Here is an 18,343-nt window from a genome sequence, read left to right as displayed (position 1 = left end):
GGGCTGCATGTGGTGAATGGGATGCGCTGCGATGGCCGCGATGACGGGCAAATGCGCTAGGCGGCTGCGCGATGATGCCCCAAAAATGCAACAGGCGCGTGACAAAAATCTGCCGCGCGCCTGTTCCCGCTGCCTGAAACCCGCCTTCAGGACAGCTTGCCGCTGTACTTTTCCAGGATGCTCCAGGCCTGGTCGCCGAATTTCTTGTGCCATTCGTCGTAGAACTTGACCTGCCTCAGCCTGGCGTGGAAGGCCTCATGGTCGGCATCGTTGAGCTGAATGCCCCTGGCCTTGAGTTCACCGGCCAGCGATTCGTTGAGCTTGCGTACGTCTTCACGCTGCTTCACGCCGGCGGCGTTGACGTTGGCGCGGACGATTTCCTGCAAGTCCCTGGGCAGGCGCTCGAAGGATTTCTTGTTGCCCAGCATCCAGAAGCCGTCCCACATGTGGTTGGTCAGCGAGCAGTATTTCTGCACTTCGTAGAGCTTGCCGGTGTAGATGATCGCCAGCGGATTCTCCTGGCCCTGCACGATGCCGGTCTGCAGCGCCGAATAGACCTCGGCGAAATTGATGCTGGTGGGCGACACGCCCAGCGCCTTGAACATCGAAGTCCACAATGGGCTGGGCGGCACCCGCAGCTTCATGCCCTTGAGGTCGTCCGGATTGCGGATGGGCTTGGCATTATTGGTGATCTGGCGGTAGCCGTTGTCCCAGATCTTCTCGAAGGCGAACAGGGTCGACTTGCCCTGGATCTCTTGCCGCATGTGGGCGCCGAGGTCGCCGTCCAGCGCGGCCCAGACCGTGTCGTAATCCTTGAAGGCGAAGCCCATGCCGGAAATCTGCGCCACCGGCACCAGCGTGCCCAGCGTCAGCGAGGACAGGGTGAACATGTCGATGGCGCCCGAGCGCACCTGCGCCAGCATGTCGGTGTCGCCGCCGAGCTGGTTGTTGGGATAGATCTGCAGTTCGATGCGGCCCTTGGATTGCTCGGAAATCGCCTTGGCCATTTCAGCGGCCCGGATATTCATCGGGTGCGTCATGGCCAGGTTGTTGGCGTATTTGAGGACGAATTCGGCAGCGTTGGCGCGCTGCGACCAGCTGCCGGCGGCAAGGGCGAGCGACGCCGCCGAGGCGGTCTTGAGGAAGTCGCGGCGCGAGTTGAAGTGGTTCATGGGTGTCTCCGTTGGCTTTTTATATGCGGCCGCAGGCGACACGGCCGGGTGGCTACGAGATGCAGGTAGGGCTGGATGCGACGGGTCAAGCGCGTTGCGGTGTTGCCAATCCGATTGCCGATCAATTGCCAATCAATTGTCGATTACGCGCATCGCCATGCCGGTTTCCGCGTTTGTTTCCGACGCGGATGCGGCGATGCGTTTGCCCATCCGCGCGACGCATTGCGCGCCGGCGGATGGAAACAGGGAAACCCAAAAGGCTTATGGCTTACGCCGCCTTCTGGCCGATGTAGCGGGACAGCGCGTCGTCGGCGGTGGGCTTGACCGGGGTGAAGTCCTGATGCGCGATGAATTCCGGGCGGGTCGGCTTGCGGATCGCATTGGAGACCGCATTGAGCGTCAGGTAGACGATGCGGCGCGGGTAAGGCGTGATGTTGCCGGCCGAGCCGTGCACTAGGTTGGCGTGGAACATCAGCACGCCGCCGGCGCGGCCGGTGGGGGTGACGATGCCGTTCTTTTCCACCAGCTCGGTAACGGTGGGCTGGTCCAGCGTCCACAGCGGATACGAGGTGGTTTCCAGGTCGTGCTCGGACTTGAGCGCGCCCGATTTGTGGCTGCGCGGCACCAGCATCAGCGGGCCGTTGATCGGCATCACTTCATCCAGGAACACGGCGATGTTCATCGCGCGCGCTTCCGGCATGCCGTCGTCGGCATGCCAGGTGGGGAAGTCCTGGTGCCATTGCCAGACCTCGCCGGTGAAGGCTGCCTTGGCGTTGATCTTGAACTGGTGCACGTAGACGTCTTCGCCGAACAGCTGTTGCAGCGGCTTTACCAGGCGCGGGTGCGAAGCCAGGATGTTGCAGGCATCGTTATAGGTGTGGGCGGCGAAGGCGGTGCGCGGCGCGCCGTTCTTTTCGCGCCAGATCTCGGGGCGCTGCTGCGCCAGCACGTTGGCGGCTTCCTGTTTCAACAGCGCGATTTCGTCGGCGTTGAAGCATTCGGGCAGGAACAGGTAGCCCAGTTCATCGAAATCCTTGAGCTGCTGGGGGGTGAGTTGCATGCTTGTCTCCTCGGTTGTGGGTTGGATTGCGGTTGGGATATTGTTGGTTTTATCGTGTTCTGTATACAGAATGCGACGTAAATGCAGCTTTGTCAAACACAAAATGCAGCCGTTGCGGATGAGGCCGCCATCGCTGCCCGGGATGGTTCTGGGGGGGCGGAGGACTGGTTGCATGAGCGGTTTGATATGATGGAAAAATTGCGGCGCGGCGTATCTGCATATCCACAGGCGCGGCGCTCCTTTTCTGTTTTGCGTTCCACGTTCCCGACCATGATCTTTCGCCAATTGTTCGACGCCGCCTCGTCCACCTACACCTACCTGCTCGGCGATGGCGGCGAGGCGCTGCTGATCGACCCGGTCTATGAGCAGGTCCCGCGCGATCTGGCGTTGCTGGACGAGCTTGGCTTGCGCCTGCTGGCCACGCTCGATACCCATGTGCATGCCGACCACGTCACCGGCGCCTGGCGCCTGCGCCAACGTTGCGGCAGCGCCATTGCCGTGGCGCAGGCCGCCGGCGCCGAGCTGGCGGACCGCCCGCTCAGGCATGGCGACCGCATCGCCTTCGGCGCACGCCATCTGGACGTGCGCGCCACGCCCGGCCACACCAACGGTTGCCTGACGTATGTGCTGGACGACCGCAGCATGGCCTTCACCGGCGACAGCCTGCTGATCCGCGGCTGCGGGCGCACCGACTTCCAGCAGGGCGACCCGCGCCAGCTGTTCGCCTCGGTGCGGGAGCAGATCCTGAGCTTGCCCGATGCCTGCCTGCTGTACCCGGCGCACGACTATCGCGGCGTCACCGTCACCAGCGTGGCCGAAGAGCGCCTGTTCAATCCCCGCCTGGGCGGCGGGGTGGATGTCGGCGACTTCGTCGGTTACATGAGCAACCTGAACCTCCCGCATCCCAAGCTGATGGCGCAGGCGGTGCCCGCCAACCTGCGCTGCGGCCGTCCCGAGGGCGATGCGCCGCCGCTGGACATGCCCGATTGGGCGCCGCTGACCTTGCGTTTCAGCGGCATCTGGGAAATCGCGCCGATGGCGCTGCTGGAACATGCATCAGCCGTGCAGATCGTGGACGTGCGCGAGGAGTCGGAATTCATCGACCGGCTGGGTCACTTGCCGGGTGCGCGGCTGCTGCCCTTGTCGCAATTGCCGCAACGGCTGGCGGAGCTGGATCGTGAACGGCCGGTGGTGGCGGTATGCCGCTCGGGCGTTCGTTCGGCGCAAGCCTGCACGATGCTGGGCAAGGCCGGTTTCGGCAAGGTGGCCAACCTGGCCGGCGGCATGCTGCAATGGCATGCCGAGGCCTTGCCGGTGGAGTGCGTGTCAGAGAAGCAATGAGGCGCGCGGGCATTTCCCGCGGCCGGGATCAGGTCGCGGATGTCCGCAGGCAGTGGGTGAAATAAGCCGAGAAGTGCGCGTAATCGGGCGTGGCGCATCCGGCCTCCTTGGCCAGGTCGTCCCAGCGCCGCAACCTGACGGCATCGGCCGCATGGGGCCGGGCGATGAAATCCCGAACCCCGTCGTCATCGAAGATGCCGCCTTGCAGCTGCAGGCTGCGCACCGAATCCTCGGACAGGGTGGAGAAGTAGGCCGGATCGACCGCGCACAGGTAGCGCTTGGCATCGACGTGCAGGCGGATGGGCGCCAGCACGTCTTCGTCGAACAACTGGCGCAGGAAGGGGAGGATGCGGTACTGGTGCAGGTCGTCGATGCCGGCCATGGTTGGCGTGGCACCATTGTCTTCCAACATATGGCCCAGGTCGTGCAGCAGGCTGGCCACGATCAGGCTGGGCGATGCGCCTTCCCGTTCCGCCAGGGCGGCGGTTTGCAGCGCGTGTTGCAGTTGCGTGACGGGTTCGCCGGTGTATTGCGTGTGGCCATGTTGCTGAAACAGCAGGCCGATGTCTTCAAGAGTCAATGCCATGGATGCCAGCCTTGTTGCGATGCGACAGGAAAACCGGGCGGCGCCAGTGACGGCGCCGCCCGGTTAGATTCAGGCATGCAAGTATGGCCGGGAAATATGACGGTTTGGTGAAGCGGCTTGTCCGGGCATCAGGTCGGCCCGGGAGGGATTACCTGCCGATCTGGTGGCCGATCACTCCGCCCACGGCAGCGCCGCCGGCCGTGCCGATGCCGCTGCCGCCGGTCAGGATGGCGCCGGCCACCGCGCCGACGCCGGCGCCGACGGCGGTATTCTTGTCTCGCCGCGACATGTTGCTGCAACCGCTCAATACGGCCAGCGCGCAGATGGTGACGGAGATGACGGTCATTTTATGGATTGTTTTCATGATGACGTTTTTCTTGAAGTGGTGAAATTCTTCGGTAGTGCCCGGTGGGCCGGGCGACCCCGATGCCAAGGGGAGATGCTGCAGATAGTTACATGGCACACGGTTTCCGGTTGCAAGATTTTGTAAGCGATCTCTTACAGTTGTTACATCTCGGGCGCCGCCAGGCGGCCAGCCACACCAAAACATACAGGGAGACCATCCAGATGAACAGTATGCAAGAGCGGATCACCGCCAGTTTCAATGCCCAGGGCCTGATGCAGACGCTGGGGGCCGAGCTGGTGTCGGTGGCCGACGGGGAGGTGCATATCGCCCTGCCTTTTTCCGCGCACCTGACGCAGCAGCACGGCTACCTGCATGCCGGCGCGACCACCAGCATCGTCGACAGCGCCTGCGGCTATGCCGCCTTGACCAGGGCGCCGGCCGGTTGCGAAGTGGTCACCGTCGAATTCAAGATCAACCTCATGCGTCCGGCCATTGGCGAGCGCTTCCTGGCGATCGGTCGCGTGCAGAATTCGGGCAGGTCGCTGGCGGTTTGCAGCGGCGAAGTCCATGCGTTCACCGCGGGCGGCAGCAAGGTGGTCGCACTGATGCAGGCCACCATGGCCCATGTGCCCGCCTGAAGCGGGACGCATTGGCGCCTGATGTTGCGGTGCGGTTTTGCGCTGCCAGGGGAGCGCGGTTAGGATGACGCTTTCCGCAACGCAGTCTTCCTACAAGGAACCCAATGAACCTGTTTTCCTGCAGCCGGCGTTTTGCCGGCATGTTGTTGTCCTCTGCGGCCATCGGCCTGTGCGCATCGTCGCCGGCGGGCGCGGCCGGCCATCCGGCGCCGGTGGAGGGCGACTGGGTCGCGCCGAGCTTCGTCTTCCATAACGGCCAGTCGCTGGACAACCTGCGCCTGCATTACGTCACCATCGGCAACCCCGGCAACCCGGCGGTGCTGGTGCTGCACGGCACCTACCAGACCGCCGGCGCCATGCTGGGCAAGGATTTCGGCGGCGAGCTGTTCGGCCCCGGCCAGCCGCTGGACGCCAGCAAATACTTCATCGTGATCCCGGACGGCATCGGCGTGGGCAAGTCGACCAAGCCCTCGGACGGCTTGCGCGCCGCTTTCCCGCAGTACAACTATGCCGACATGGTGCTGGCCCAATACCGCATGCTGACCGAAGGGCTGGGCATCCGGCGCCTGCGCCTGATCATCGGCAATTCCATGGGCGGCATGCAGACCTGGCTGTGGGGCGGCACGTATCCCGGTTTCGCCGACGCGCTGGTGCCGATGGCGTCGCAACCCACCGAAATGTCCAGCCGCAACTGGATGATGCGGCGCCTGCTGGTCGAATCGATCAGGCAGGATCCGGCCTGGAACAACGGCAACTACACCGTGCAGCCGCCTTCGCTGCGCCTGGCCAACAGCATGTTCGTGGTCGCCACCAACGGCGGCACGCTGGCGTACCAGCAGATCGCCGGCACCCGTGCCCAGGCCGACAAGCTGGTCGATGAGCGCCTGGCCGCACCGGTGACGGCCGACGCCAACGACTTCATCTACCAGTGGGGCTCCTCGGCCGACTACAACGCCATGCCGGGTTTGCCGAAGATCAAGGTGCCGCTGCTGGCGATCAACTCCGCCGACGATGAACGCAACCCGCCGGAAACCGGCCTCTTGCAGGATGTGTTGAAGGGCATGCCCAATGCCCAACTGCTGCTGATCCCGGCCAGCGTGCAGACGCGCGGCCACGGCACCACCGGCATGGCGCGCTTCTATGCGCGCCAGCTGGATGAGTTCATCAAGGGACTGCCGGCACGCTGAGCGGGGCGGGGGAGGGCATCCCTCTGCATCTGTTGCGCGGGGATTTGCGCGCATCTGTTCATCGCGCGCGGATGCGCGGTGCGGCATCATGGCCGTCCCATCCCAACTTGCTCCCGGAGCCGCATGCCCGCTTTCCTGTCGCCGCAGCCGATGCTCACCGGCGCCCTTATTGAACTGCAGCCGCTGGAGGCCGGGCATCGCCAGGCCTTGCTCGATGCCGCCGCCGACGGCGAACTGTGGAACATGACGCTGACGGTGGTGCCCGGCGAGCAGACCATCGACCAGTACCTCGCCACCGCGCTGGCAGGGCGCATGGCCGGCACCGTCATGCCTTTCGTCATTGCCCTGCGCGCGGGCGGGAAAGCCATCGGCGCCACGCGTTTCTGGAAGATGGACGCCGCCAACCGCAAGCTGGAGATCGGCCATACCTGGCTGGCGCAATCCTTCCAGCGCAGCGGCGCCAATACCGAAGCCAAGTACCTGCTGCTGCGGCAGGCCTTCGAAGCGATGGCCTGCGTGCGCGTGCAGTTCACCACCGATGAGCTTAACGATCGCTCACGCGCGGCCATCCTGCGCATCGGTGCCAAACAGGAAGGCATCGTGCGCCACGAGCGCATCATGCCGGATGGCCGCAAGCGCAACTCGGTGCGCTTTTCCATCATCGATGACGAATGGCCGGAAGTGAAGGCGCGGCTGCTGGAAAAGATGGGGCGCGGATAGATCTTCCCGGGCTTGCCAACGTTGCCGCACCCGCCGTCTCCTCCATGCAAGCCGGGATCCGGCAGGCGCGTCAGCCTCGGTTCAGATGCCGCCCATGCACAGGTACTTGACGACCAGGTAGTCGTCGATGCCATAGTGCGAACCCTCGCGCCCCAGGCCGGACTGCTTGACGCCCCCGAAGGGCGCCACCTCGTTGGAGATCAGGCCGGTGTTGATGCCAACCATGCCGCTCTCCAGGCCTTCGGCCACGCGCCAGATGCGGCCGATGTCGCGCGAGTAGAAATAGCTGGCCAGGCCGAATTCGGTATCGTTGGCCAGCGCCAAGGCTTCTTCGTCGGTCTTGAAACGGAACAGCGGCGCCATCGGCCCGAAGGTTTCCTCGCGCGCCACGCGCATGGCCGGCGTCACGTCGGCCAGAACGGTGGGTTCGAAGAAGCCGTGGCCCAGCGCATGCCGCTTGCCGCCCAGCAGCACGCGAGCGCCCTTGGCCACGGCGTCGGCCACATGTTGCTCGACCTTTTGCACCGCCTGCTCATTGATGAGCGGCCCTTGCGTGGTGTTCTGGTCCATGCCGTCGCCTACTTCCAGCTTTTGCACCGCCGCTACCAGTTTGGCGGCGAAGGCGTCGTAGACGCCGTCCTGCACGTAGATGCGGTTGGCGCACACGCAGGTCTGGCCGGCGTTGCGATACTTGGAGGCGATCGCGCCTTCGACCGCGGCATCCAGGTCGGCATCGTCGAAGACGATGAAGGGGGCGTTTCCGCCCAGTTCCAGCGACAGTTTCTTGATGCTGGCAGCGCATTGCTGCATCAGCAGCTTGCCCACGGCGGTCGAGCCGGTGAAGGACAGCTTGCGCACGATGGGGTTGGACGTCATCTCGCCGCCGATGGCCTGGGGCGAACCGGTCACGACGCTGAAGACGCCGGCCGGGATGCCGGCGCGTTCGGCCAGTACCGCCAGCGCCAACGCCGAGAACGGCGTGGCCTCGGCCGGCTTCAATACCATCGGGCAGCCGGCGGCCAGCGCCGGGCCTGCCTTGCGCGTGATCATCGCGGCCGGGAAATTCCACGGCGTGATGGCCGCGCATACGCCGATGGCTTCCTTGACCACCACGATGCGGCTGGACGGCGAGGGCGAGGGGATGGTGTCGCCATAAGTGCGCTTGCCTTCCTCGGCGAACCATTCGATGAAGGAGGCGGCGTAGCCGATCTCGCCCTTGGCCTCGGCCAGCGGCTTGCCTTGTTCGGCGGTCATGATCAGTGCCAGGTCGTCGGCGTTGGCCAGCATCAGCTCGTGCCAGCGGCGCAGGATGGCGCTGCGTTCCCTGGCGGTCTTCTTTTTCCAGGCCGGCCAGGCGGCGTTGGCGGCCTCGATGGCGCGCCGCGTCTCGGCCGCGCCCATCTGCGGCACCTTTCCCAGGCGTTCGCCGTTGGCGGGGTTGAACACATCCAGGGTTGCGCCGTCGTCGGCATCGCGCCATTGGCCGTTGACGTAGGCTTGCTGGCGCAGCAGGGAAGGGTCTTTCAGTTGTAGTTGCGGCATGATGGTTTCCTCGGATAAGTCAGAAGCGCGCGGCCGCCTTGTTGCGTCCGCGCAGCCATTCCAGCGCCAGCAGCAGGCAGGTCGAGAAGATGATCAGGATGGTCGCCAGCGCGGCGATGGTCGGGCTGATGTTGTCCTTGATGCCGGCGAACATCTGGCGCGGCAGCGTGGCCTGGTTGGGGCCGGCCACGAACAGCGTGAGCACCACTTCATCGAAGGAGGTGGCGAAGGCGAACAGCGCGCCCGAGATCAGCCCCGGTGCGATCACCGGCAGCGTGACGCGGAAGAAGGTGCGCAAGGGGCCGGCCCCCAGGCTCAAGCTGGCGCGCACCAGGTTGTGGTTGAACCCCTGCAGCGTGGCCAGCACGGTGGTGACCACGAACGGTGCGCCCAGCGCCGCGTGCGCCAGGATCAGGCCGAGGTAGCTGTCGGACAGGCCGATGCGCGCGAAGAACATGTACACGCCCACGCCGACCACCACCACCGGCACGATCATGGGCGAGATCAGCACCGCCATCAGCACGCCCTTGCCGCGAAAGTCGGCCTTGTTCAGGCCGACCGCCGCCAGCGTGCCGAGCACGGTGGCGATCGCCGTGGCGGCGGGGGCCACGATGAAACTGTTTTGCGCCGCGCGCATCCAGTCATCGGAGGCGAACAGGTTCTGGTACCAGCGCAGCGACACTCCCTTGATCGGATACATCAGGAAGCTGCTGTCGGAAAACGACAGCGGGATCATCACCAGGATCGGCAAGACCAGAAACAGCAGCACCAGCAGGTTGAAGCTGCGCGAGACGAAGAACCACAGGCGCTCGGCCAGCGAGACGTAGGGCGGGAAGAGAGGCGGTTTGTTCATGGCGGTTCCTGTATTGGCCGGCGGCGCGTCAGGCGATGCCGGCATCGAGCTTGGCGAAGCGGCGGTACACGCCGTACAGCACCAGCGTGCCGGTCAGGAGCAGCGCGCCCAGGGCGCAGGCCATGCCCCAGTTGATGGTGGTGTTGATGAAGTAGGCGATGAAGTAACTCACCATTTGCTCATTTGGGCCGCCCAGCAGCGCCGGCGTGATGTAGTAGCCGCCGGCCATGATGAACACCAGCAGCACGCCGGCGCCGATGCCGGGATAGGTCTGCGGCACGTACACGCGCCAGAACGCGGCAAAGGGATGGCTGCCCAGCGACACGGCGGCCTTGAGGTAGCTTGGCGGCACCGATTTCATCACGCTGTACAGCGGCAGGATCATGAAGGGCAGCAGGATGTGCGTCATCGAGATGTACACGCCGACGCGGTTGAACACCATCTCCAGCGGCGCGTGCGTGATGCCTGTGAGCATCAGCGCCTTGTTGACCAGGCCTTCGGATTGCAGCAGCACGATCCAGGCCGCCACGCGCACCAGGATCGAGGTCCAGAACGGGATCAGCACCAGGATCATCAGCAGGTTGGCGCGGCGTTCGCTCATGGTGGAGAGCCAGTACGCCAGCGGATAGGCCAGCAGCAGGGTGATGATGGTCACGACCGCGCTCATCCACAGCGTGCGGCCGAAGATGGTGCGGTAGATGGAAGCGTCGGGGGCGGCCTGGACGATGTCGCCGTAGACGTTCTGGCGCAGGTCCATCGCGGCCAGCAGGTAATAGGGGGAATAGCGCGAGCCGTTCTGCGCGATCACGCGCCAGACGTCCGGCTGGCCCCATTGCGGGTTGAGGGCGATCAGGGCGTCCTTGGCGGCGGGCGGCGCCAGGGGCTTGCCCGCGGCATCGCGCAGGGGCATGGCGCGCGCGGTGCCCATGATCAGCGAGCGCGCGCCGGACAGCTCGATGTTGATACGGCGCGCCAGCTGGCCGGCGGAGGTGTCTTCCTTGGCGCGCGCCAGGTCTTCGGCCAGTTCGGCGAAGGCCTGGTCGGGCGGCAGCGCCTGGCGGTCCCATTTGGCCAGCGCGGCCACGGTGCGCGGCAGCGTGGCCGCGACTTCGGGATTTTCGACGGCGCGCTGCAGCAGCGCCACGATAGGCGCGACGAAGGTCAGCAGCAGGAAGATCGCCAGCGGCGCGATCAGCGCCAGGGCGGCGACGCGCTTGCGGGTGTCGGCGGCGCGCAGTTCGCGCCTGAGTTGCTGCGGTGTCGGTTCGGCCAGTGGCATGGCTGCTGCAGGGCTGGTGGCGATGGTGGTCATGGTTCGGTATTCCTGGTGCGGCAAGGGTAAAGCGTAGCCGGCGCCTGCACCGGCGCCGGGTCAGGAGCCAGCGCCAGTTACTTCGCGACCCAGGCCGAGAAGCGCTGTTCCAGCTCCTCGCCGTGGTCGGTCCAGAACTGCAGGCTCAGCTGGATGGAATCCTTGGCGTTGGCCGTGGACGTCGGCAGGTTGGCCAGGGTCTTGGCGTCCAGCAGCTTCAATGCGCTCTTGTTGACCGGGCCGTAGGCGATATTGTTGGCATAGGTCTTTTGGGTCTCGGGCTGGCTGGCGTAGCTGATGAACTTCTCGCCCAACGCCTTGTTCGGCGAACCCTTGGGGATCACCCAGTAGTCCAGCGTATAGACGCTGCCGGCCCAGACCACCTTGAGGTTCTTGCCTTCGCGCTGGGCGGCGTCGATGCGGCCGTTGAAGGCATTGGCCATCACCACGTCGTCGGAGGCCAGGAACTGCGCCGGCAGCGCGCCCGCGTCCCACCACTGGATGTACGGCTTCAGCTGGTCCAGCTTCTTGAAGGCGCGGTCCACGCCGCCTTTTTCAGACAGCACCTTGTAGACATCCTTGGTCGGCACGCCGTCGGCCATCAGCGCGAACTCCAGATTGAATTGTGCGCTCTTTTTCATGCCACGTTTGCCGGGGTATTTCTTGACGTCCCAGAAATCGGCCCAGCCGGTCGGCGCGGTCTTGAGCTTGTCGGCGTTGTAGGCCAGCACGGTAGACCAGACGAAGGCGCCCATGCCGCATTCGCTGACGGTGGCTTCGGGAATGTAGTCGTCCTTCTTGATCGTCTTGGCCAGGTCGAGCTTCTCGATCAGGCCGTCGTCACAGGCGCGGTTGAGGTCGCCGCCGTCGATTTCCACCACATCCCAGCTGACTTTCTTCGCTTCCACCATGGCCTTGACCTTGGCCAGTTCGCCGTTGAATTCGGCGGTCACCACCTTGGTGCCGCTGCTTTTCTGGAAGGGGTCGACGTAGGCGACCTTCTGCGCGTTGGCGTTGGCGCCGCCGAAGTTGACCACGGTCAGTTCCGCGGCCGCAGCCGAAGTTGCGCCGACGGCAAACAGCATGCCCAGGGCGAGTGGGGATAACAGGGCAGGAGATAGGCGTTTCATGTGTTCCTCGTTGGTTATGTTGCGATGTTGGAGTTGTACCTGGAACTGCCGGCAATCTTGTGTTGCCTTCAAGGATTGAAGTCGCTGCTGCGTTCAGACCATGCCGCGCTTAGAGAAAGCAGCGCAGGTACTGCGGCGCAATCTCGAGCGTCGCCTCGCCGCCTTCGGCCAGGCCGGCCAGTGCCGGGTCGGACAGCGCAAGCTTGACGAAGCAGTCGTCCTGACCGGCCACGCTGCAGCGCACGCGCACGTGGTCGCCAAAATAGATCAGGCCGGCGATGCGCGCCTTGATGCGGTTGGGGCCGGCGCTCTCGGGCGCGGCGCCCGCATGCAGGCGGATGCGCTCGGGCCGTACGCAGGCGACGACCGTCTGGCCGGCATGGGCGCGGTGCACGTTCAATCCGGTGAGTTGCACGCCGTCCGGCAGGCGTAGGGCGCAGCGTTCGCCGCTGACCGATTCGACGCCGCCCTTGAAGCGGTTGTTGTCGCCGATGAAGTTGGCCACGAACTGGTTCTCGGGATATTCGTAGAGCTCGGTCACCGGCGCCAGCTGCTGGATCACGCCCTGGTCGAACACCGCCACGCGGTCGGACATGGTGAGCGCTTCGCTCTGGTCGTGGGTGACGTAGACGAAGGTCACGCCCAGGCGCTTGTGCAACGCCTTCAGCTCCAGCTGCATGTGCTCGCGCAACTGCTTGTCGAGCGCGCCCAGCGGCTCGTCCATCAGCACCAGCTGCGGATCGAACACCAGCGTGCGCGCCAGCGCCACGCGTTGCTGCTGGCCGCCGGAGAGCTGGGTCGGATAACGGTCGCCGAACTTGCCCATCTGTACCATGTCCAGCGCCTGTTTGACCTTGGCTTCGCGCTCGGCGCGCTTCATCTTGCGCACCGACAGCGGGTAGGCCACGTTCTGGGCGATGGTCATGTGCGGAAACAGCGCGTAGTTCTGAAACACCATGCCGATGTTGCGCTTGTGCGGCGGCACGCGGTTGAGCAACTGGCCGTCCAGGCGGATCTCGCCGCCGGTGGGAAATTCGAAGCCGGCCAGCATCATCAGGCAGGTGGTCTTGCCCGAACCCGATGGGCCCAGCAGCGTCAGGAATTCGCCGCGGCGGATCTCCAGGTCCAGGTTCTTGACGATCAGGTTTTCGCCGTCATAGGTCTTCTTCACGCCGCTGAACTGCGCCAGCACCTCGCCGGCCTGCGGCGCGATCTCTTCTTGTCTCAATGCGTTTGCACTCATTGTCGTTCTCCCTCTTTAGCGAAATCAGGCGCGATGCAATGCAAGACTCAGGCCAGCCGCATCGCGGCCGACAGGATCTCCAGCGCCTCGTCCATGACGGTATCGGGAATCGTCAGCGGGAACAAGAAGCGGATGACGTTGCCGCTGCTGCCGCAGGTCAGCAGCAGCAAGCCGTTTTGCAGCGCGTGCTGCTGCACCTTCCTGGCGTACTCGGCGTCCGGCTTGTTGCTGCCGGGCTGGGTGAATTCCACCGCCACCATTGCCCCCAGGCCGCGCACTTCGCCGATCTGCGGCACGGCCGATTTCAGTTCTCCCAGGTGGTCCTGCAATTTCTGGCCCAGGCGCGTGCCGCGCGCCACCAGGTTTTCTTCGGCAATTACCTCCAGCACCGCCAGCGCCGAAGCCACCGCCAGCGGGTTGCCGGCATAGGTGCCGCCCAAGCCGCCGGGGGCGGACGCGTCCATGATCTCGGCGCGGCCGCAGACGGCGGCCAGCGGCATGCCGCCGGCCAGGCTCTTGGCCATGGTCATCAGGTCGGGCAGCACGTCGTAGTGTTCCATCGCGAACAGCTTGCCGGTGCGGGCGAAGCCGGTCTGCACTTCATCGGCGATGAGCAGGATGCCGTACTCGTCGCACAGCGCGCGCAGGCCGCGCATGAACTCCGGCGGCGCGGCGTAGAAGCCGCCTTCGCCTTGCACCGGCTCCAGGATGATGGCCGCCACGCGGCTGGGATCGACATCGCTCTTGAACAGGTTGGCCACCGCATCCAGCGCGTCGGCGCTGCTGACGCCGTGCAGGGCGTTCGGGTAGGGCGCATGGAACACCTCGCCCGGGAACGGGCCGAAGCCCAGCTTGTACGGCGCCACCTTGCCGGTCAGCGCCATGCCCATCATGGTGCGGCCGTGGAAGCCGCCGGCGAAGGCGATGATGGCGGGACGGCCGGTGTGGGCGCGGGCGATCTTGACGGCATTTTCCACCGCTTCGGCGCCGGTCGAGAACAGTGCGGTCTTCTTGGCGTGGTTGCCCGGGGTGACGGCGTTGATGCGCTCGGCCAGTTCCACGTAGCTTGCATACGGCACGATCTGGTAGGCGGTATGGGTGAATTTTTCCATCTGGGCGCGGATGGCGTCCATCAGCTTCGGATGGCGGTGGCCGGTGTTGAGCACGGCGATGCCGGCGGCGAAGTCGATGAAGCGGCGGCCCTCCACATCCCACAGCTCGGAATTGGAGGCGCGTTCGGCGTAGAAGTCGCACATCACGCCCACGCCGCGCGGGGTGGCGGCGTTCTTGCGCTGCTGCAGTTGCTGGTTGCTGATGGCCTTGCTGTTCATTGCTTGCTCCGGTGAAAGGGCGCCTCGGCGGCGCATGAAATTCTTGTTCCGGAACCGATACTAAAACCGAAATGGATCTGTAATATAGAGCCAATATTAAATATTTGATGGTGCCAATTGAAGCTCGTCTCGCTCTCCGATTACCTGCTGCTGCGCATCGAACGCAGCGCGCAAAAGAACGCTCCGGCCAAGGCCGGAAAGACCTCCGGTCATGGAAGCGCCGCAGCGAAAACGGCCGTGCGCGGCCCCCGCATGCCCATCAACCGCCAGATTTACCAGCTGATCCGCGAAGCCATCCTGGCGCAGACGCTGCCGGCCGGATGGCAGTTGCCGTCTTCGCGCGACCTGGCGGCCGAGCTTGGCATGTCGCGCAACACCGTGACCTACGCCTACGAGCAACTGCTGGCCGAGGGCTACCTGGAAAGCCGCACCGGCGCCGGCACCTTTGTGGCCGATACCGCGCCCGACCAGATCCCGGAGGCGGTCGAGCGCATCGAGCCGCTGACCGATCCGTCGGGCAAGTCGGAACTGTCGGCGCGCGGCGCCATGCTCACGCGCCAGGCGGGCGTCGGCGAGCGGCAATGGGGCGCCTTCATGCCCGGCGTGCCGGACGTGACCTGCGTGCCGCACAAGGTGTGGAGCCGGTTGCAGAACAAGCATTGGCGCCGCTCCAATTCGGATTTGCTGACCTATGGGCCGGGCGCCGGCTACGCGCCGTTGCGCGAGGCGGTGGCCGAGTATCTGCGGGTGGCGCGCTCGGTCAATTGCAATGCTTCGCAGGTGCTGATTACGACCGGCATCCACCAGTCGATCGACATCGTGGTCAAGCTGCTGGGCGAGCATGGCGATTCGGCCTGGGTGGAGGATCCGTGCTACTGGGGCACGCGCAGCGTGCTCAATTCGTTGGGCATACAGTCGGTGCCGATCACGGTCGATCAGGAGGGCATGCGCATGCGCCTGGCCAACCTGCGGCGGCCGCCGCGCTTCATCTGCACCACGCCTTCGCACCAGTATCCGCTGGGCATGGTGATGAGCCTGTCGCGTCGGCGCATGCTGCTGGAGTACGCCGCCGCGCACAAGGTGTGGATCATCGAGGACGACTACGACAGCGAGTTCCGCTACGGCGGCCGTCCGCTGGCGTCGCTGCAAGGCATGGACACGCACGACCGCGTGCTCTACATGGGCACCTTCAGCAAGATCATGTTCCCGGGTTTGCGCATCGGTTTCCTGGTGGTGCCGGAGTCGCTGGCGAAAGCCTTCTCGACCGGCATCGCCGAGCTCTACCGCAACGGCCAGGTGTTCCTGCAGGCTACCTTGGCCGACTTCATGGGGGAGGGACATTTCGCCTCGCACATCCGCAAGATGCGCGTGCTGTACGCCGAGCGGCTGCAACTGCTGCAGCGCTCGATCGACCATCACTTCGGTGAAGCGATGACCATCACCGGCGGCGAGGCGGGCTTGCATCTGGTGCTGGGCTTGCCGCCGGAATGCGACGATGTCGCCATCTGCGAGGAAGCGCTGCGCGCGGGCATCATCGTGCGGCCGCTGTCACGCTATTACATGCACGCGCGCAGCGCGCGGCGCGGGCTGCTGCTGGGCTACGCCAGCGTGCCCAACGCGGAGATAGCACCCAGCTTCGACAAGCTGGCGGCGGTGATCAAGCGCCACCTGCCAGGCTAGGACCTGGGAGATGGGCTCAGGCCCGCGCCGCCAGCTCCCGTTCCAGGTCGGCGTGCAGGGCGGCGCAGCGCGATGCCAGCAGCGCCTGCAACTGGCGCACCGCCGGCGAATACTGGCGTCGGTGCGGGCACACCAGATGCAGCGGCACCGCCTGGCCGCGCTGCTGCGGCAGGATGATGTCCAGGCGTCCGGCGCGCACGTCGGTGCCTACATCCAGCCAGGACTTGTAGGCGATGCCTTCGCCGGCCATGGCCCAGCGCCGCACCACGTCGCCGTCGTCGGCGACCAGCGGCCCCTTCACTTGCACGGTCTGCTGGCCATCGGCCAGCGGGAAGGACCATTTGTCGTAGACCCGGTTGTGCAACTGGTACTGCAGGCAGTCGTGCTGCGCCAGCTCCTGCAGCGTTTGCGGCGCGCCGTGCCGGCGCAGGTAATCGGGGGAGGCCACCAGCACGCGCCGGTTGTCGGGCGCCAGCGGCAGCGCGATGAAGCTGGCATCGTCCATGCGGCCATAGCGGATGGCGATGTCGACCGGGGCGCGGAACACGTCGGCCACCAGGTCCGACACCTGCAGGCGCAGATCCAGCCTCGGATTGTCGCGGCGGAATTCCGCCAGCCAGGCCAGCAGCACGTTGCGGCCGAGGTCGGACGGCGCGGCCACCTGCAGCGTGCCGTACAGTTCGGTGTCGCTGCCGCGCAGGCCATCCTGGCCTTCGCGCAAGGTCTGCAGCGCTTCCAATGCATAGGGCAGGTAGCGCTCGCCTTCTTCGGTCAGGCGCAGGCTGCGGGTGGAACGGGCGAACAGGCGGATGTCGAGGTCGCGCTCCAGGCGGCCGATGGCGGCGCTCACTTGACCGGCCAGCAGGTTCGCCTCGCGCGCGGCCTGGGAGAAGCTGCCCAGGGCGGCCGAGCGGACAAACAGCTGGAGATCTTCTAAGCGGATCATTTTCACGTCTGGAGTGAAAGTCTTAATCGGGAATGCGGATGGCCGACGCGTCGGCGCTTGCCTAATATGGATGCCAATGGTGGAGGGTATTCCGGCATGGCCGGGGAGATCGTCTTCCACCGAAGATCACTTTACCTCTGAAAAAGGAAATGACATGAAAGCCATAGTCTACACGCAGCACGGTTTGCCGATTACCGATGCCAATTCCCTGCTGGATACCGACTTGCCGCAGCCCACGCCGGGCCCGCGCGATTTGCTGGTCGAGGTCAGGGCGGTATCGGTCAACCCGGTCGATACCAAGATCCGTATCGGCGCGCCGGCCAAGGAGCCGCGCGTGCTGGGGTGGGACGCTGCCGGCGTGGTGCGCGCCGTGGGTTCCGGGGTGACGCTGTTCAAGGCCGGCGATGAGGTGTTCTACGCCGGCTCCATCACGCGTCCCGGCTCCAACAGCGAACTGCATCTGGTGGACGAGCGTATCGTCGGCGCCAAGCCCCGCAGCCTGGGCTATGCCGACGCCGCGGCGATCCCGCTGACGGCGATCACTGCCTGGGAACTGCTGTTCGACCGTCTCGCGGTGCCTGAGAACGGCGGCGACGGCAAGCGCCTGCTGATCATCGGCGCGGCCGGCGGCGTCGGTTCCATGCTGGTCCAGCTGGCGCGCAAGCTGACCCGCCTGACCGTGATCGGCACCGCGTCGCGCAAGCAGACGCAGCAATGGGTGAGCGAGCTGGGCGCGCATCACGTGATCGACCATAGCCAGCCGTTGCCGGAGCAATTGCAGAAAATCGGCCTGGCCAATGTCGACATCGTCATCAGCCTGACCCATACCGACCAGCATTACGCCCAGATCGTCGAGGTGCTGGCGCCGCAGGGGCAGTTCGCGCTGATCGACGACCCGGCCACGCTGGATGCCGTGCCGCTCAAGCGCAAGAGCATCTCCCTGCATTGGGAGCTGATGTTCACCCGCTCGATGTTCGAGACGCCCGATATGATCCGGCAGCACCAGTTGCTGCAGCGCGTGTCGTCGCTGATCGATGAGGGTGTGATCCGCACCACGCTGGGCGAGCATTTCGGCCGGATCAATGCCGACAACCTGCGCCGCGCCCATGCACTGATCGAAACCGGCCGCGCGCGCGGCAAGGTGGTGCTGGAAGGCTTCTGAGCCGGGCGGTTTGCGCTGCCGTGGAGGGGACGCAGCTTGCCCGTCGTCCCGGCAGCGGCCATGCAACGCCACGATGGAAAGTTATCTTTAACGC

17 protein-coding genes are annotated in these 18,343 nt (G+C 65.3%); 6 read left to right on the top strand and 11 right to left on the bottom strand.

The window, feature by feature from the left end:
* Positions 1–146: 146 nt before the first annotated feature.
* Both FB597_RS12725 and FB597_RS12720 read right to left on the bottom strand, forming a co-directional pair.
* On the bottom strand, positions 147–1,172 hold the full coding sequence (locus tag FB597_RS12725) for a TRAP transporter substrate-binding protein (protein ID WP_144769745.1): 1,026 nt from the start codon (positions 1,170–1,172) through the stop codon (positions 147–149).
* Positions 1,173–1,440: 268 nt separating this feature from the next.
* Positions 1,441–2,232 carry a phytanoyl-CoA dioxygenase family protein gene (locus FB597_RS12720; RefSeq protein ID WP_141913439.1) on the bottom strand — a complete coding sequence of 264 codons (792 nt, stop codon included), beginning with the start codon at positions 2,230–2,232 and terminating at the stop codon, positions 1,441–1,443.
* Between the two features lie 270 nt (positions 2,233–2,502).
* Between FB597_RS12720 and FB597_RS12715 the strand changes: the two genes are divergently transcribed.
* Complete coding sequence (locus FB597_RS12715) at positions 2,503–3,573, top strand: MBL fold metallo-hydrolase (RefSeq protein ID WP_144769744.1); 1,071 nt, start codon at positions 2,503–2,505, stop codon at positions 3,571–3,573.
* 28 nt (positions 3,574–3,601) lie between these two features.
* On the opposite strand, the gene FB597_RS12710 is transcribed toward FB597_RS12715, so the two are convergent.
* Entirely contained in the window at positions 3,602–4,159 is a 558-nt protein-coding gene (locus FB597_RS12710) for a phosphonate degradation HD-domain oxygenase (RefSeq protein WP_144769743.1), read from the bottom strand.
* Positions 4,160–4,307: 148 nt separating this feature from the next.
* Complete coding sequence (locus FB597_RS12705; RefSeq protein WP_141913436.1) at positions 4,308–4,523, bottom strand: glycine zipper 2TM domain-containing protein; 216 nt, start codon at positions 4,521–4,523, stop codon at positions 4,308–4,310.
* 203 nt (positions 4,524–4,726) lie between these two features.
* On the opposite strand from FB597_RS12705, the gene FB597_RS12700 reads away from it, so the two are divergent.
* The 3 genes from FB597_RS12700 (at position 4,727) to FB597_RS12690 (ending at position 7,050) form a co-directional block, all read left to right on the top strand.
* Positions 4,727–5,143 carry a PaaI family thioesterase gene (locus FB597_RS12700; RefSeq protein ID WP_144769742.1) on the top strand — a complete coding sequence of 139 codons (417 nt, stop codon included), beginning with the start codon at positions 4,727–4,729 and terminating at the stop codon, positions 5,141–5,143.
* A gap of 104 nt (positions 5,144–5,247) precedes the next feature.
* Positions 5,248–6,330, top strand: a complete 1,083-nt coding sequence (locus FB597_RS12695) for an alpha/beta fold hydrolase (RefSeq protein ID WP_141913434.1) — start codon at positions 5,248–5,250, stop codon at positions 6,328–6,330.
* 123 nt (positions 6,331–6,453) lie between these two features.
* Positions 6,454–7,050, top strand: coding sequence for a GNAT family N-acetyltransferase (locus FB597_RS12690; RefSeq protein WP_144769741.1), 597 nt, complete (start codon positions 6,454–6,456; stop codon positions 7,048–7,050).
* An 81-nt stretch (positions 7,051–7,131) separates the two neighbouring features.
* Here FB597_RS12690 and gabD read toward each other — a convergent pair whose 3' ends face one another.
* The 6 genes from gabD to gabT all read right to left on the bottom strand — a co-directional run bounded on the left by gabD (position 7,132) and on the right by gabT (position 14,446).
* Entirely contained in the window at positions 7,132–8,592 is a 1,461-nt protein-coding gene (gabD, locus tag FB597_RS12685; RefSeq protein ID WP_144769740.1) for an NADP-dependent succinate-semialdehyde dehydrogenase, read from the bottom strand.
* A 19-nt stretch (positions 8,593–8,611) separates the two neighbouring features.
* Positions 8,612–9,445, bottom strand: a complete 834-nt coding sequence (locus FB597_RS12680; protein ID WP_141913431.1) for an ABC transporter permease — start codon at positions 9,443–9,445, stop codon at positions 8,612–8,614.
* 28 nt (positions 9,446–9,473) lie between these two features.
* A complete protein-coding gene (locus tag FB597_RS12675) occupies positions 9,474–10,757 on the bottom strand; it encodes an ABC transporter permease (RefSeq protein WP_144769739.1) in 1,284 nt (427 codons plus the stop codon).
* 77 nt (positions 10,758–10,834) lie between these two features.
* Positions 10,835–11,887, bottom strand: coding sequence for an ABC transporter substrate-binding protein (locus tag FB597_RS12670; protein WP_144769738.1), 1,053 nt, complete (start codon positions 11,885–11,887; stop codon positions 10,835–10,837).
* Between the two features lie 109 nt (positions 11,888–11,996).
* Positions 11,997–13,130 (bottom strand): ABC transporter ATP-binding protein, encoded by a 1,134-nt coding sequence (locus FB597_RS12665; RefSeq protein WP_144769737.1) that lies wholly within the window; start codon positions 13,128–13,130, stop codon positions 11,997–11,999.
* Between the two features lie 47 nt (positions 13,131–13,177).
* Positions 13,178–14,446, bottom strand: a complete 1,269-nt coding sequence (gene gabT / locus FB597_RS12660) for a 4-aminobutyrate--2-oxoglutarate transaminase (protein ID WP_186442788.1) — start codon at positions 14,444–14,446, stop codon at positions 13,178–13,180.
* Positions 14,447–14,578: 132 nt separating this feature from the next.
* Here gabT and FB597_RS12655 point away from each other — a divergent pair, with 132 nt between their 5' ends.
* Positions 14,579–16,141, top strand: coding sequence for a PLP-dependent aminotransferase family protein (locus FB597_RS12655; RefSeq protein WP_144769735.1), 1,563 nt, complete (start codon positions 14,579–14,581; stop codon positions 16,139–16,141).
* Positions 16,142–16,157: 16 nt separating this feature from the next.
* Here FB597_RS12655 and FB597_RS12650 read toward each other — a convergent pair whose 3' ends face one another.
* On the bottom strand, positions 16,158–17,087 hold the full coding sequence (locus FB597_RS12650; RefSeq protein WP_144769734.1) for a LysR family transcriptional regulator: 930 nt from the start codon (positions 17,085–17,087) through the stop codon (positions 16,158–16,160).
* 154 nt (positions 17,088–17,241) lie between these two features.
* Here FB597_RS12650 and FB597_RS12645 point away from each other — a divergent pair, with 154 nt between their 5' ends.
* Positions 17,242–18,249, top strand: a complete 1,008-nt coding sequence (locus FB597_RS12645; RefSeq protein WP_144769733.1) for a zinc-binding alcohol dehydrogenase family protein — start codon at positions 17,242–17,244, stop codon at positions 18,247–18,249.
* Positions 18,250–18,343 lie beyond the last annotated feature (94 nt).

The sequence above is a fragment of the Herbaspirillum sp. SJZ099 genome (assembly GCF_007828355.1).
In the GTDB taxonomy this organism is placed as follows: domain Bacteria; phylum Pseudomonadota; class Gammaproteobacteria; order Burkholderiales; family Burkholderiaceae_D; genus Herbaspirillum.
Note: the sequence above shows the minus strand (reverse complement) of the source record. Positions and strands in the feature narration are given on the sequence as shown.